Genomic DNA, 13,869 nt, shown 5'->3' with positions numbered 1-13,869 from the left:
GGGGGGGGGGGCGGGGGGGGGGGGGGGGTTGTTTTTGCCCCCCCCCACCCCCCCCCCCCCGGCGCATACCACCGGCGGCAATCGGCACGTGAAGAATCAATAGAAGCCGATCACACCCGGGGCCCGGACGCCTGTGCAGACCTACGCGTGGGCCGCCCATCGACAGAGCCTCACCGTCGATGATCGCGGGCCACGCTCTCTCGCGGAAGCCGCGCCGTGGCGCCCCGGAAGCAGTCGACGGCGCCGCCGTGGGCCACGGGTCGCCACGGCGTTCACCGAGCTCACTCCAGCGACGCGATCCCCGCCTGGCAAGGCGTGACACATCCGCCGGCCCGATAATACAACGGCGTGCCTCAATCAGTCACATTGTTACAGCATTGACCGTTTACGAAACGCGGATTCGAAAATCAATTCCGGGCGCCGATAGCACCCGAACCCCTCCCTGCGCCCACCCGGCGACCCACGAACGCAGTCGCCATCGAGGCGTCATTCCCCAATGGCATTTACGTGCATCACTTACGTCTGGTTGGGGCGAATGCGCTTAACAAGTTAAGTTCCGGCCACATCGCCGCCCCGACGATCGGATCGGCGTCAGTTTTCCCACTGCGGAATACTTTTCCGCCCGAGTGCCGGCGCGCTCGCGTCGGGCCGACATACGCCCCTGAGCGCCCACATCGCCCGCATGGTGGCGACGCGAGCAATAACCCTCCACAGTGGCGAAACCGCGGCGACTTCCGGGTCGGAGAAAGCGTTTTCCAACGGCGGCCCCCGTCAATCGGAGGGTAGCGACCGCTTGATCCAATGTGGCAGGCTGCGAAACCACGGGGGGCCTGCTTGCCATGTTCAATCGGTTTGCCATGCATCCCCTTCAATTGATTCAGGGGGTTGAAGAGTGACGACAACAACGGTGGACACCAGAGCGCCCAGTGGCGCGTGGGTCCGCGTGCAGTGGAACGACGGGTCGAGTCTGGCCGATCGAGTCGCCGGCGTCCGGTTCGTCGGTGGCAACTACGGCCGGGGCTTTCAGATCGGCACCCGAGGCAACCACGACTTCGCCACCACGTACTTCGTGGCTGCTTCGGTGAAGAAGCGGCTGGTGGTCGGCAACCGGGAAGTGATCGTCTCGGAAGCCAACGACGGAAGCTCCACGATCGTGTCGCTGCTCGGCAAGCACCACGAGCTGATGACGGTCTTCTCCGGGCCCGCGCCCACCGACGTCAACCTGACCGGTCTGTTCTCGGTGCTCGACATCGACGACCAGCCGGAAGGCATGCGTGTCGTGCCGAAGAAGTCGACGCTGCTGAGCGTCGCGAGCGAGCACGTGCTCGCCACGGTCGAGAACCGCGGGTCGGTCAACGTCCCGTCCCCCGACCGCGGGCGTGACCTGCTGCCGAAGGCACGCGGCGCCAAGACCGCGTCCGGAGAGGTGTGGCGGTCCCGGCTGCCGGGCGTCGCCGCGAACGCCACCGGCGTGGAGAACTTCGCGTTCACCATGGGCTTCTCCAAGGCGGTGGCCGAGGTGCACCTCGACGCGCTGGAGGAGGTGCCGGACGCGGAGTTGCTCGGCTGGCTCGACGGCATCAACGTCGAGTGGTCCGGACGGTAATTCGGTGAGTCCGTTGTGGGCCCTGCTGCTTCTCACCTGGGTCGCCCTCATCATCCTGTTCCTCGGCCTCGGCGCTGTGCTCCGTGAGGTCCGGATGCTGCGGGCTCGGGTCGAGGCGGGGGCGGTCACGGGAGAGCGAGTCGACATCGAGCTCCCTCGCAGCGTGGTCGGTGACCGAGGCGGTCTGGTGCTCGCTGTCGACAGTGGCTGCCCGTTGTGCGTGGCCGTGGTGCAGCAGGTCGGCTCCGTGATGTCCGCGCCGGACAGTGCGGCGGCGGTCCTGCTGACATTCGAGCCCGAGGAGCAGTGGAACGGGCTCAGTGGTGGTCTCCCGGTCGTGCGGGACGACCGCGCATGGTCAGCGATCGCTCATCTGAGCACGCCGATCCTGTTGCAGGTGGACGGTCAGGGCCAGGTGCGACGCCTGCACCTGCCGGCCAATGAACGCGACGTCACTCCGGTCCTTCAGTCCTGGGGCCTGTTGAGTCAATCCGAGGAGAATGGGCGCGCCAATGCCGCTTGACATGGAACAGATCCCCGACGCCGAGAACTCGGCCGTCACCGAGCCGACCCTGGCCCTGACCGGGCTCGGCAAGACCTCCACCCGGCGCCGTACGGTCCTGCGCGGTGTCGCCTTCTCGAGCCTCACCCTGGGCGCCACGGCGCTGAGCTGGTCCCCTCTGGCGGGTCAGCGGGCGGCACGGGCGGAGAACGGTCCCAACGGGCTCAAGGGCTGGGACCGCAACGACTGCAAGGACGCCTACCCGAGTGGGTACGCCGAGGAGAAGGACACCGGCGGCGCGTACCGCAACGAGCCCGGAGCCTGCTTCGGCGGTGACTTCATGGGCAGCATGTACTGCGCGTCGGGGTGGCACCGGAAGGGCACCGTTCGGGACGCCCCGATCATCACCACGTACACGCCCATCTCCAGCGCCTGCGGTTCGAGCAGCACCAAGAACGCGTGGAAGTGGAAGGTCGGCAACAAAGTGTGGCGCTGCTCGGACGGCAACACCCGCGTGTCCGGCGGCGGATCGTCCCGCACGTACCTGACGATCTGCCGCGCTCCGGTCTGATGACCGTCGCAACGCCACCGCGCATGCTGTGGCACCCGCTTGTCGCCACGGCATCGATCGGTGCCGTGGCGGCGGGCGGCGTTCTACTGCACATCGGCGCCGCTTCCGCGGCCAGTCTCATCGGGTGGCTGGTCGCGGGTGCGGCAGGAGGCTTCGCTGTCAGCGGCTCCACTTGAAGCCGCAACTCGGCCTTCGTGCTGAACTCGCCGGTCTGGCGAGGTTATCCACAATTCTCCTTCTGTCTGGGGCAGGTGCTCGGTGCGCTCGTCACCGCGCTCGGCGCCCTCGTGGCCGGCTCCCTCCTCCGCCTGGCGGCACCGCCCAGCGTGTGGGTCGTGCTGTTGGTGAGCTGGTTCGGCGTCATCGCCGCCCGGGAGTTCGGTCTGCTGTCCTTCGGGCTGCCGCAGAACGCCCGTCTGGTGCCGGTGACCGTGTTCCGTCACGGACGCTTCTTCGGGCCGCTGCAGTTCGGCCTCGAGATGGGCACCGGCCTGCGCACCTACGTCACCAGCGGTCTGCCGTACGTCCTGCTGCCGGCCATCGCTCTGCTCGCGTCCCCGGTCGCCGCGCTGCTCGCGGGCCTGGGCTTCGGGCTGGGCCGCTCCATCATGACGTCGTCCAACCTGAGGTTCAGCGACGACAACTCCTGGGACCTGGAGTTCTCCCGTTACGAGCGGTGGATCAAGGCCATTCTGGTCATGGCGTTCGCCGGGGGGATCTGGGCGGCGGTGATCTGACGAGATTCTCCTCCGGCGCCTGCAACACATGCTCCGGCTCCGGCGTACTAGTAGGCAGGAAAACGGAGGTGACATGACGGACACGACGTTCGACGAGTTCGTGCGGCAGGCGCTGCCCGGTCTGGCTCGCTACGCCTACGTGCTCGCCGGCGATCGGCACGCGGCCGAGGACCTGTTGCAGGACTCCCTGGTGAGAGCCATGGGCGCGTGGTCGCGAATCAGGCAGGACGGCAACCCGGTCGGCTACGTCAAGACCATCATGGCGCGGACGAATGTCAGCTGGTGGCGCCGGCGGCGACCGTCCGTGGCGGTCAGTGAGAATCTGGCCGCCACGGACGGGGCACTGGACAGCGTGGAGCATCGCGATGAGCTGCGCCGGGCGCTCGCCACACTGCCGCCCCTGCAGCGGACGGTTCTCGTCCTCGGGTTCCTCGACGGGGCCGACGACGAGGAGATCGCCAGTCTGCTGCACCGCCGGCCCGCCACCATCCGTTCCCTGCGGCATCGCGCTCTGCGGAGCCTGCGCCGCGACCTTCGGATCGATGAGCTGCGGTCACTGGACCGGGCAGCGGACCTTCAGGAGACGCCATGACGGAGAAGCTGGAAGAACTGCTGGCCACCGAGTTCCGGGACGGCCCCTACGAACTGCTGGTCGACGCGGACCGCCTCACCGCGACAGCCCGGCGGCGCCGGTCGCGCCGCACCGCCACCACGGCCGCGGCCGCCGTCTGCGGAGTGGCGCTGGCGGCCACCGCGGGTGTCGGCCTGGTGAACGTCTTCGATCCCGGGCCCGGCACCGTCCAGTCGGCCAGTTCCGCGGCGGCGACCTCACCCGTGCCGGCGCCGTCGACAGTGGCCCCCCAGCGGGTCGGGGCGGACGGCGTACGCCTCGGCGACGCGGTGATGCGGGGCCTTCCCGCCGAGGCGAAGCTGGTGGACGCCGGAGTGACCGCCGGGCGGCCATCGACCGCCGTGCTGCCGCGCACCGGCGACCGAGCCGTGCTGTCGGTGCCGGCGGGTGGGAGCGCACAAACTGAGCTCGCCGTCGTGGTCGGCGCCGAGGACCGTCCCGGGCTGCCCGGCGTACCCGACCCGCAGGACTGGTTCGGCTCCCTGGGCGGCGCGCAGGCCCTGCTGACGGTCGACGACAGCGCGGAGACGACCTACCTCACCATGAACACGCCCGCGGGCCGGCGCTGGCACCTGGCGGCGACCGGCCCCGACGCCGCCGCCCGGCTCGACCTCATCCGGTCGGGGGGGGGGGGGCCGGGCCCCCCCCGCGGAGTAACCCGCCGCCGCCGCCGGGCTCGACCTCATCGGGTGGGTGGCCGTCGCGACGGCCACCGCCGGCTGATTCACCCGCGCCGGCCGCCGGTTCCGGCCCGTGCGGGCCCGGCCACGCCGGCCAGCTGGGGCGCCAGCCACGTGATCAGGGCGACCAGGATCGCGGCGCACCCGACGACGAACCGGTCCGCCGCGGCGACGCCCGCATCCAGCCCCGGCGCCACCACGATCGCGGCGGCGCAGAACACCCAGGCCCGGGCGACCACGCCCCAGGAGACGACGCTGCCACCGTCGAAGCATCCGCAGGGAGCGCCGGGCCGCCGGACGCGCAACACGGTGGTGTAGACGCCGAACGCCGCGTAGACCGCCGCCATCAGGATCATCAACGGCCAGTACGGCACCAGCCATCCGGCGACCGCCATGGCGCCCGCGCCGATCTCGGTGACGGCGACGATCGCGGCCAGCGGCCGGCGCGACCACAGCGGGACCAGCCGCTGCGCTGCCAGCACCGCGGTGAGGTGCCCCAGCCGGCGTAGGTGCCCCGCACCGGCTGCCAGCAGGAGCAGCGCGCCACCCATCGCTATCGCTTCGGCGATCCGCTCGTACATCGACGTGTCCTTCCTGGAGGGATGCCGGTTTGACGGACACGCCGTCAGCGCCGCGCGTCCCGGTCATGTCGGCTCGGTCAGCGGACAACGCGGCGGGCCGTGTCGAGCCGGCGGGTGGCGCCCTGCTGGTCGAGGTGTTCCAGCAGCGGCACCGCGACGCGGCGGCTGGTGCCCCAGGCTTCCCGGGCCTGACTGACCGTGAACGGCTGCTCCAGCGCGATGAGCCGCCGGATCGCCTCGGCGATCGCGCCGGGCAGCAGGTAGACACCGTCGGCGACCCGGTAGAGCACGCCCGCGGTGACGGCGGCGGCCAGATGCTGCCGGGACAGTCCGAGCCGGGCGAAGTCCTCGGCGCCGGGCGCGCCGAACGGGTCCTCCCGCAGCCCGGCCCGGACCTCGTCCAGCGCGCGGCGCACCGGCTCCGGGAAACGGATCCCCGTCTCCCTGCCACGTATGCCGCCGCTGTCCAGGACGAGCCCGGCCTCCGCGGTGAGAGCGCCGATCAACCGTGGATCGCTGATGCCGGCCCGGCGTGCGGCCGCCTCCGGAGGCAGGCCCGGCGACAGCGGGTTGCTCACCGCCCACTCGTCGACGGCCCGGCGCAGCGCGGCCGCCCATTCCTTCCAGACGACCGGATCGACCAGCCACTCGCCCGCCGTGATCACGCTGTCGGGGGCGGCACCCAGCCGGGACATGACACCCGCCGTGACCAGATGTTCGCGCCGGACGGCGCCACGGCGGCTCACCTCGTCCAGGACGGTCGGCCGGTCGCTCATCGCGGACAGCCGCGTGGCCCGCCGCCGGGCGTCGCCACGGGCGTGCAGCCGCGGCGGCATGGTGTCGAGGACGACGAACCCGGCGACGATCTGCTGGGCCCCGGGATCACGCAGCAATCCACGCTCGCCGGCATGCAACGGCAGCGGCGTGGCCAGGGTCAGACGGGCGGCCGCGGGGCCGAGCATCCGCACCCGCACGGGCACCGCCGCGGACCCGATGTGCAGGGTGAGCTGGGCGGGCAGGTCGTCGGCGGAGCGGATCAGGCGGACGTCCATGGTGGCGACCGGGGCGAAGGCGCCCGGCTCGACCAGGGCCTGCCCGCGGCGTACCTCGCCGGCGCTCAGGCCGCGCAGGTTGACGGCGAGCCGGGCGACCGCGTCGGCCCGGTCGACGTCGGTCTTGAGGCTCTGCAGGCCGCGGACCTGGACCGCGCGGCCCGACGGTTGCAGCAGCAGCTCGTCGCCGACCGCCACGGTTCCCGACGCCAGCGTCCCGGTCACCACGGTTCCACTGCCCCGCACGCTGAACGAGCGATCCACCCACAGCCGTGCCGGACCCGGCCGCGGCGCGGGCAGCGTCCGCGTGAAGTCGCGCAGCGTGTCCCGGAGCGCCCCGAGGCCCTGACCGGTCACCGCCGACACCGCGACCACCGGCATCCCGGCCAGGCCGGTGCCGTCCAACTGCTCGCGTGCCTGCTCGATGGCCGGGCCCGGGTCGGCGAGGTCGCAGCGGGTGATCACGAGGACCCCATGACGGACGTCGAGCGCGTGCAGCGCCGCGAGGTGCTCCGCGGACTGTCGCCGCCAGCCCTCGTCGGCGGCGACGACGAACATCACCGCGGTGACCGGCCCGGCGCCGGCCAGCATGTTCGACACGAACCGCTGGTGACCGGGCACGTCGACGAACGCCGTCATGTGCTCGTCGTCGAGGGTGGTCCAGGCGAACCCGAGGTCGATGGTCATGCCGCGGCGGCGTTCCTCGGCCCACCGGTCGGGTTCCATCCCGGTCAGCGCCCGCACCAGCGTCGACTTGCCGTGGTCGACGTGCCCGGCGGTGGCGATCACGAACATGCGCGCTCCACGGCCCCGGCCAGGACGTCGTCGACGGCCGGCGGGACGCAGCGCAGGTCCAGCAGCACGTGGCCGTCGTGGACCCGGCCGACCACGCACGGGACACCGCGGCGCAGCGGCTCGGCGAGCGTGGACGGGAGCCGGACGGCCCAGCCGGGCAACGTCAGGCCCGGCGCCGAACCGCCGCCGACGACACCCTCGCTGGGCGTCACGGTCGCCGTGATGCCGCTCGCGGCGAGCCGGGCCGCCAGCTTTCCGGCGCGTTCCCGCAGTTGTCGCTCGTCGGCGTGCAGGGCGGCCGTCGTCGGGTTCGCGGGCCGGCGCAGCGTAGCCTCCAGCGCGGCGAGGGTGAGCTTGTCGACGCGCAGCGCCCGGGCCAGCGGGTGCCGCCGTAGCGTCTCGATCACCTCGCGGCCGCCGAGCAGCAGACCGGCCTGCGGGCCGCCGAGCAGCTTGTCACCGCTGGCGGTGACCACCGTCGCACCCGCACGCAGCCAGGACGCGGCGTCCGGTTCGTCGGGCAGCAGGGGTTCCGGGCGCAGCAGGCCGGAGCCGATGTCGGCGACCACCGGCACCGGCAGCCCGGCCAGTTCGGCGACACCCACATGAGAGGTGAAGCCCTCGATCCGGAAGTTGGACGGGTGGACCTTGAGGATGAATCCGGTGTCCGGGCCGACCGCGTCGGCGTAGTCACGCCGGTGCACCCGGTTGGTGGCGCCGACCTCACGCAGCCGGGCGCCGGTGCTGGCCAGCAACTCGTGCAGCCGGAAGCCGTCGCCGATCTCCACCATCTCCGACCGGGCCACGACGATCTCCCGGCCGGCCGCGAGCGCGGTGGCGGCCAGCACGATCGCGGCCGCCCCGTTGTTGACCACGTGCACGTCGCCGGCGTCCGGGACCGCGGCCCGCAGGGCGTCGAGAGCGCTGCGCCCGCGGCGGGCCCGGGCGCCCGTGGCCACGTCGTACTCGATGTCGACGTATCCGGCGGCCGCGGTGACCGCCTCGACGGCCGCCGCCGACAGGGGCGCGCGGCCGAGGTTGGTGTGCAGCACCACACCGGTCGCGTTGATGACCCGGCGCAGCAGGGCCGGGGCCGAGGGCAGCGCGGCGAGCGCGGTGTGCAGGACCGCGGCCGGTTCGATCCGGCCGGCGCGGGCCTGCTGCTGCGCGTCGCGGACCACCTGCTTCACCAGGTCGGCGCCGAACTCCTGACAGGCGGCGGCCAGCCGCTGGTCGGCGAGCAGGGTGTCGGTGCGGGGAATGCTGCGGCGCGGATCGCCGGTCACCGGACGACCAGGGTGTGCTCGCCGTCGAAGGGCACCAGCTCGCCGATCACCGGGGCGCCCGGGATCTCGCCGGCGACCAGCAGGCCACCGGAGGTCTGCGCGTCCGCGAGCAGCAGCCGCTCCAGCTCGGTGACCCGCGAGCTCCAGCTCGTGTGCGGCTGGACCCAGTCGAGGTTGCGGCGTGAGCCGCCGCTGACGAACCCGTCCCGGGCGGCTTCGCGGGCGCCGTCCAGGTAGGGCACCGCGGCCGCGTCGACGATCGCGGTGACGCCGCTCGCGCGGGCGAGTTTGTGCAGGTGACCCAACAGCCCGAAGCCGGTCACGTCGGTCGCGCAGACCACGCCCGCGTGCAGGGCGGCCTTGGACGCGGCCCGGTTCAGCGTGGTCATCACGGCGACGGCCTGCGGGAAACTCTCACCGGTCGCCTTGTGCCGCGAATTCAGCACGCCCACGCCCAGCGGCTTGGTCAGGCTCAGCGGGACACCCGGACGGCCGGCGTCGTTGCGCAGCAGGCGGCGGGCGTCGCCGATCCCGGTGACCGCCAGGCCGTACTTGGGTTCGGCGTCGTCGACGCTGTGTCCTCCGGCCAGATGGCAGCCCGCTTCCCGGGTGATGTCGAAGCCGCCGCGCAGCACCTCGGAGGCGATCGTCATCGGCAGCAGGTCACGCGGCCAGGCCAGCAGGTTCACGGCGAGGATGGGGTCGCCGCCCATCGCATAGACGTCCGACAGGGCGTTCGCGGCGGCGATCCGGCCCCAGTCGTACGGGTCGTCGACCACCGGGGTGAAGAAGTCGGTGGTCGCGATGATCGCCGTTTCGCCGGAGAGCCGGACCGCGGCCGCGTCGTCGCCGGACTCCAGTCCGACCAGCAGCTCATGGGCCGGCGCGGCGAGCGGGCTGAAGACCCCGGCCAGCGCGGACTCCAGCTCGCCCGGCGGTATCTTGCAGGCGCAGCCGCCGCCTCGGGCGAATCGGGTCAGGCGCACCGGATCGTCGAGCACATCCATCCGACGTTTCTCCCCGCAGACGTCTTATGGCGGAGGCGGACAGGAATCGAACCCGCCGGCCAGGCTGAGCCAGGCCCACCCGCTTTGAAGGCGGGGGAGACCACCAGGAACTCAAACGCCTCCATACGGGGATGGATGTTAGCCCAAGCCGTCCACCATGATCGTGACCCCTCCGGTGATGACGGGGTCGAGATCGGACGGGACGGTGCCGCTGCTCCCCTGTGGATCTGTCGGCACCGCCGCGTCATCGTCCATCGCGATCGGTGACAGATATCGCACGGGGAGCGACATGACGGATTATCGGGCCGCACTGCAGGGGCCGCACTGCAGGCTGTGCTGGACGCGGAGGTCCGCCCGCACGCGGCGGACGTCGACCGGACCGGCGAGTACCCGAGGGCCGCGATCGCCGCCCTCGGCGCCGCGGGTCTGCTCGGGCTGACCAGCGCCCACGAGGTGGGCGGCGCCGGCCTCGGCCTGCCGCTGTTCGACGCCCCGGCGGTGCCGGCATGACCGCCTTCACGATGGGCGCGGTCGCCTACGACCCGAAGGTCGTGACCATCTGGAACGGCTTCCGGGACTGGCTCGTGGCGGCCGGCCCGCCGTTCGGCTACGTCCTCTACTCCCACTACGAGCGGCAGGTCGAAGACCTGATCGCCGGGCGGATCGACGCCGCGTGGAACTCTCCGCTCGCCTGGGGCCGGGCCCGCCGGCTCGCCGAGACCCGGGGCCTGACCGTCCGGGCGCTGACCATGCGTGACACCGACCGCTGGGCCCGCGCCGAACGGGCCGGCGAGCCGGGCTCGGTGGCCCGCCGGCCGCCCGGGCACTGGGGCCTGGCCGCCCTGGTCATCCCGGCCCGGCTGCTGACCCGCATCCACCCGCACTTCCGGGAGGTGCTGGGGCTGCTCGCGGTCCAGGCCGCCGACGCGGCCCGGCACGTCGACGTCTTCACCCGGCGGGCCCTGCACACCGGCGGCCAGATGGGCAGTTCCTCGGCCGGCGGCCGGGCGTCGCTGGCGTCGCTGCTGGCCGAGCCCGACTTCACCCTCGCCTCGTTCCTGCTGTCGGTGCTCGGCGAGGGCACCTTCGTGCACCTGCTCACCTTCCTCGACCGGCACGCCCCCGACCCCGTCACCCAGGCGGTCACCCGGCTGGCCCGCGCCGACGAGGCGCGGCACATGGCGTTCGGGGTGGCGCATCTGGAACACCAGTCGGCGTCGGACCCGACGATGCTCGGCCGGCTGCGGGGCGCCATCGAACGGCGTCACGACGTGCTCATCGACACCGCCGGGCTCAACCAGGACGTGTTCGACGCGCTGTTGCTGCTGGCGGCGGGCGGGTGGACACCGGAGGCGCTGGAGCGCGGCCACCTGGCGGGGCAACAGCTCCAGGCGGAGATGGACACCGGCCGCAGGCGGCATCTGTCCCGCCTCGGGTTCCCCGACGACGAGGCGGCCGAGCTGTCCGCCCTGCACACCCGCAACTTCATGTGCGGTCCGGACTGCTTCGCGGCGGGTCAGAAGCCGCGCGGGGCGAGGAATCGCCCCTCACGCGAGCCCGGACAGCAGGGACGCCAGCGCCCGCGGCTCGGAGAACATCGGCCAGTGCCCGGTCGGCAGCTCGGCATAGGTCCAGTCGTCACCGACCATCAGGGCGAACGCCGGCACGGTCGCCGCGAGCTCACGCAGCTGCGTTTCGGTGAAAGAGCAGAGGATCCCGGTACGCGGCACCGATCGCCACGCCCCACCGTGGCGCACCGGACCGGTGGCCGTGCCGATCGGCTGGGCCCGGCCGCGCTCGCGGATCACCGCCCAGTCGAAGCCCGCGGCCGACGGCGGCGCGTCGGCCGGCACCGGCACCATGCCGTCGGCCTCCTGCGGTGGCGCACCCTCGAAGTCGGCCTGGGACATGCCGTCGGGCAGCGGACCGGTGTCGACGTAGACCAGGCGAGCCACCCGCTCGGGCGCCCGGTCGGCCGCCGCGGTGACGATCAGCCCACCGTAGCTGTGCCCGACCAGCACGACGTCGTCCAGGCCGCTCAGCAGTCCGGTGAGCTGATCGACGTGATCGGCCACCGTGGCGCCCCGGTCGAGGACGGGCGAGACCTGGTGGACGTCGTGCCCTTCGGCGCGCAAGGGCGCGGCCACCGCGTCCCACGCCCAACCGCCCAGCCAGAACCCCGGAACCAGCACGTATGTCGTCATGACGGTAACGCTATGCCGAATACCGGGCAGCTTCCGCCCGGTATAACCTGTGGCCCATGCCACAGTCACTGGGCCGGGTTCTCGGCCTGCTGGAGTTGCTCCAGGCCACCCCGGCGGGCCGCACGGTCGGGCACCTCGCCGAGCGTCTCGGTGTCGACGAGCGCACCGTCCGCCGCTACGCGGCACACCTGGCCGAACTCGGCATCCCGGTGGAGGGCCGCCGCGGGCGCTACGGCGGTTACGTGCTCGCCCCCGGTTACCGGCTGCCTCCGCTCATGCTCACCGACGACGAGGCCGTCGCCGTGCTGCTCGGCCTGGTCGCCGGCCGCCGCACCGGCCTGGCCACCACCGCGGCCGCCGGCGAGACCGCCCTGGCGAAGATCCAACGCGTCCTGCCGACCGCCCTGCGCGCGCGGATCGACGCGCTGCTGGCCACTCTCGACTTCACCGCCACGAGGCCGGTGTCCGCACCGGACACGGCCACCGGAACGCTGCTCACACTGGCCACCGCCGCGAGCGGCCGGCGCCCGGTGGCCTTCACCTACACCAAACCCGGCGCCGGCCCGGCCGGCCGGGAGCTCGACCCGTACGGGCTGGTGTTCCATGGCGGCAGATGGTTCGTCACCGGCCACGACCACGAGCGCGGAACGGTCCGCACGTTCCGCCTGGACCGGATCAGCGGGGCCACCCTCCGCGACGGCGCCTTCGAGGTCCCGGCCGGCTTCGACCCGGCCGCCCACGTCGCGGCGGGACTCGCCACCGGGAACTGGCGGCACGAGGTGTCCGTGCTCCTGCACACCGATCTGGAGCAGGCCCGGCGACGGATCCCGCCCACGGTCGCCACCCTCAGCCGTACGCGGTCCGGTGTGCGCCTGACCACCCGCGCCGAGCGCCTCGACGGCATGGCCCAGATGCTCGCCGGTCTGGGATGGGATTTCACCGTCGAGACCCCGGACGAGCTCCGGGCCGAGGTCGCCCGCCTGGGCGCCCGGCTGCAGGCCGCGAGCGGACGGGTCCCGCCCCGGCCGGACCGCTCCGGCGGTCGGTGAACGCGGCCCCGCTGTCCGAGCCGCCGCAGGTCTGGCCGGCACCGCCCACGCCGAGTCGGCGCCGGGCCAGTCCCGATCCTCCTCCGGACAGCAGCCGGCCCATAGGGGATCAGAAGGTGTGGTGATAGAGGGAGCAGCCGCGGCAGACCTCCGGCGGATCGTCGCCGGCCAGACGCCGCCGGAAGTCGCGGTATGCCGCGCCGCGCCAGATCTCCGGGAAGCCGGTGTCGTTGAGGTCGCCGAGCGACACCCTGTCGTCGCCCATCACCATGCAGCACGGCTGAACCACTCCGGCGCTGGTGATGTAAGCGGCGTCCCACGGCCAGGTGCAGCCGCCACCGTCCGCACCGTCCGCACCGGTGAACCGGGGCAACCGCAGCCGCACGTTCTCACCGGCCGCGATCCGGCGGGCCTCGGCGAAAGCGGCCTCCGCGCGCGCCAGATCGGCGCCGGTCCACAGCGCCTGATCGGCGGTGAAGGTGCGGATCTCCTCGTAACGGCCGGCCGGGTCGGTGTCGTCGAAGCTGTGCGACAGGTTCTGCACCCGTAGCTCGTCGACGCCGATCCGGCTGAGCAGCCGGACCAGAGCGGGCAGCTCGGCAACGTTGTCGCGCATCGCCACGAAGACCACCCGGATCCACGGGGTCGCGCTCTGAGCCGCCCGTTTGGCCTGGACCAGGCCGGTCAGGTTGGCGATCACGGTATCGAAGTCGGCGCCGTCGCGAATCGCCTCGTAGGCGCCCGCGGTCGCCCCGTCGAGCGACACGTGCAGCCAGTCCACCCGGCTCGCCACCAGTTCCTCGGCGCGGCGCCGGTTCAGCAGCGTCGCGTTGGTGTTGAACCCGACCCGGATGCCGCGCCGCACCGCCGCCTCGATCATCTCCGGCAGATAGGGCGACAGCAGAGGCTCGCCCAGTCCCTGCAGGGTGAGCTGCCGCAGCGGGACGTCCTCGACCAGGCGGTGGTACAGCTCCGGCGCCATCGCCCCGGCCAGCTTGTTGACCGGTGGGCGGTACCGGACCAGGCACATCGTGCACCGCAGATTGCACGCCGAGGTGACCTCCACCTGGAGGTGGGCGGGCAGCGGCGGGTCCAGGTCAACCGACATGCGGCCGGTATGCCCGGTCCTCACCACAAGAAACCCCAGCCGGGGTACGACGGCAGGCTA

Annotated in this window: 15 protein-coding genes and 1 tRNA gene; 7 read left to right on the top strand and 9 right to left on the bottom strand. The window is 72.5% G+C overall.

Annotated features, from left to right (window positions below; translation table 11 throughout):
* The first annotated feature begins 892 nt into the window (after nucleotides 1-892).
* From QLQ12_RS32775 to QLQ12_RS32755, 5 genes are all read left to right on the top strand, one after another.
* Entirely contained in the window at nucleotides 893-1,606 is a 714-nt protein-coding gene (locus QLQ12_RS32775; protein WP_282764461.1) for a hypothetical protein, read from the top strand.
* A gap of 4 nt (nucleotides 1,607-1,610) precedes the next feature.
* Nucleotides 1,611-2,129 (top strand): hypothetical protein, encoded by a 519-nt coding sequence (locus QLQ12_RS32770; RefSeq protein ID WP_282764459.1) that lies wholly within the window; start codon nucleotides 1,611-1,613, stop codon nucleotides 2,127-2,129.
* Between the two features lies 1 nt (nucleotide 2,130).
* Nucleotides 2,131-2,679 carry a hypothetical protein gene (locus QLQ12_RS32765; RefSeq protein ID WP_282764457.1) on the top strand — a complete coding sequence of 183 codons (549 nt, stop codon included), beginning with the start codon at nucleotides 2,131-2,133 and terminating at the stop codon, nucleotides 2,677-2,679.
* 251 nt (nucleotides 2,680-2,930) lie between these two features.
* A complete protein-coding gene (locus QLQ12_RS32760; RefSeq protein WP_282764455.1) occupies nucleotides 2,931-3,416 on the top strand; it encodes a hypothetical protein in 486 nt (161 codons plus the stop codon).
* Nucleotides 3,417-3,489: 73 nt separating this feature from the next.
* On the top strand, nucleotides 3,490-4,008 hold the full coding sequence (locus tag QLQ12_RS32755; RefSeq protein WP_282764453.1) for a SigE family RNA polymerase sigma factor: 519 nt from the start codon (nucleotides 3,490-3,492) through the stop codon (nucleotides 4,006-4,008).
* A gap of 46 nt (nucleotides 4,009-4,054) precedes the next feature.
* Here QLQ12_RS32755 and QLQ12_RS32750 read toward each other — a convergent pair whose 3' ends face one another.
* From QLQ12_RS32750 to QLQ12_RS32725, 6 genes are all read right to left on the bottom strand, one after another.
* Nucleotides 4,055-4,402, bottom strand: a complete 348-nt coding sequence (locus tag QLQ12_RS32750; protein ID WP_282764451.1) for a hypothetical protein — start codon at nucleotides 4,400-4,402, stop codon at nucleotides 4,055-4,057.
* A 369-nt stretch (nucleotides 4,403-4,771) separates the two neighbouring features.
* Nucleotides 4,772-5,308, bottom strand: a complete 537-nt coding sequence (locus tag QLQ12_RS32745) for a MauE/DoxX family redox-associated membrane protein (protein WP_282764450.1) — start codon at nucleotides 5,306-5,308, stop codon at nucleotides 4,772-4,774.
* A 77-nt stretch (nucleotides 5,309-5,385) separates the two neighbouring features.
* Nucleotides 5,386-7,155 (bottom strand): selenocysteine-specific translation elongation factor, encoded by a 1,770-nt coding sequence (gene selB / locus QLQ12_RS32740; RefSeq protein ID WP_282764448.1) that lies wholly within the window; start codon nucleotides 7,153-7,155, stop codon nucleotides 5,386-5,388.
* Complete coding sequence (gene selA / locus QLQ12_RS32735) at nucleotides 7,146-8,441, bottom strand: L-seryl-tRNA(Sec) selenium transferase (protein ID WP_282764446.1); 1,296 nt, start codon at nucleotides 8,439-8,441, stop codon at nucleotides 7,146-7,148. Before selA ends, selB begins: the two co-directional genes overlap by 10 nt.
* On the bottom strand, nucleotides 8,438-9,448 hold the full coding sequence (selD, locus tag QLQ12_RS32730; RefSeq protein ID WP_282764444.1) for a selenide, water dikinase SelD: 1,011 nt from the start codon (nucleotides 9,446-9,448) through the stop codon (nucleotides 8,438-8,440). The genes selA and selD overlap by 4 nt, the downstream gene beginning before the upstream one ends.
* 27 nt (nucleotides 9,449-9,475) lie before the next feature.
* A tRNA-Sec gene (locus QLQ12_RS32725) sits at nucleotides 9,476-9,571 on the bottom strand.
* Between the two features lie 210 nt (nucleotides 9,572-9,781).
* Between QLQ12_RS32725 and QLQ12_RS32720 the strand changes: the two genes are divergently transcribed.
* On the top strand, nucleotides 9,782-9,958 hold the full coding sequence (locus QLQ12_RS32720; RefSeq protein ID WP_282764442.1) for an acyl-CoA dehydrogenase family protein: 177 nt from the start codon (nucleotides 9,782-9,784) through the stop codon (nucleotides 9,956-9,958).
* A gap of 115 nt (nucleotides 9,959-10,073) precedes the next feature.
* Here QLQ12_RS32720 and QLQ12_RS32715 read toward each other — a convergent pair whose 3' ends face one another.
* Together QLQ12_RS32715 and QLQ12_RS32710 are read right to left on the bottom strand one after the other, a co-directional pair.
* Complete coding sequence (locus tag QLQ12_RS32715) at nucleotides 10,074-10,493, bottom strand: hypothetical protein (protein WP_282764440.1); 420 nt, start codon at nucleotides 10,491-10,493, stop codon at nucleotides 10,074-10,076.
* Nucleotides 10,494-10,995: 502 nt separating this feature from the next.
* Nucleotides 10,996-11,652: an alpha/beta fold hydrolase gene (locus QLQ12_RS32710; RefSeq protein ID WP_282764438.1), complete on the bottom strand. Its 657-nt coding sequence runs from the start codon at nucleotides 11,650-11,652 to the stop codon at nucleotides 10,996-10,998.
* Nucleotides 11,653-11,708: 56 nt separating this feature from the next.
* On the opposite strand from QLQ12_RS32710, the gene QLQ12_RS32705 reads away from it, so the two are divergent.
* Nucleotides 11,709-12,701 carry a helix-turn-helix transcriptional regulator gene (locus QLQ12_RS32705; RefSeq protein ID WP_282764436.1) on the top strand — a complete coding sequence of 331 codons (993 nt, stop codon included), beginning with the start codon at nucleotides 11,709-11,711 and terminating at the stop codon, nucleotides 12,699-12,701.
* A gap of 109 nt (nucleotides 12,702-12,810) precedes the next feature.
* On the opposite strand, the gene QLQ12_RS32700 is transcribed toward QLQ12_RS32705, so the two are convergent.
* A complete protein-coding gene (locus tag QLQ12_RS32700; protein ID WP_282764434.1) occupies nucleotides 12,811-13,809 on the bottom strand; it encodes a radical SAM protein in 999 nt (332 codons plus the stop codon).
* Nucleotides 13,810-13,869 lie beyond the last annotated feature (60 nt).

This window comes from Actinoplanes sandaracinus (assembly GCF_030009775.1).
Lineage (GTDB): Bacteria > Actinomycetota > Actinomycetes > Mycobacteriales > Micromonosporaceae > Actinoplanes > Actinoplanes sandaracinus.
This window is presented reverse-complemented; position numbering and strand designations above follow the sequence as displayed.

Excerpts from the sequence above, each read along its gene's own strand:
- QLQ12_RS32710 (WP_282764438.1), bottom strand. The coding sequence starts at position 11,652 with ATGACGACATACGTGCTGGTTCCGGGGTTCTGGCTGGGCGGTTGGGCG.
- QLQ12_RS32705 (WP_282764436.1), top strand. The coding sequence starts at position 11,709 with ATGCCACAGTCACTGGGCCGGGTTCTCGGCCTGCTGGAGTTGCTCCAG.
- selD (WP_282764444.1), bottom strand. The coding sequence starts at position 9,448 with ATGGATGTGCTCGACGATCCGGTGCGCCTGACCCGATTCGCCCGAGGC.
- QLQ12_RS32700 (WP_282764434.1), bottom strand. The coding sequence starts at position 13,809 with ATGTCGGTTGACCTGGACCCGCCGCTGCCCGCCCACCTCCAGGTGGAG.
- QLQ12_RS32765 (WP_282764457.1), top strand. The coding sequence starts at position 2,131 with ATGGAACAGATCCCCGACGCCGAGAACTCGGCCGTCACCGAGCCGACC.
- QLQ12_RS32755 (WP_282764453.1), top strand. The coding sequence starts at position 3,490 with ATGACGGACACGACGTTCGACGAGTTCGTGCGGCAGGCGCTGCCCGGT.
- selB (WP_282764448.1), bottom strand. The coding sequence starts at position 7,155 with ATGTTCGTGATCGCCACCGCCGGGCACGTCGACCACGGCAAGTCGACG.
- QLQ12_RS32745 (WP_282764450.1), bottom strand. The coding sequence starts at position 5,308 with ATGTACGAGCGGATCGCCGAAGCGATAGCGATGGGTGGCGCGCTGCTC.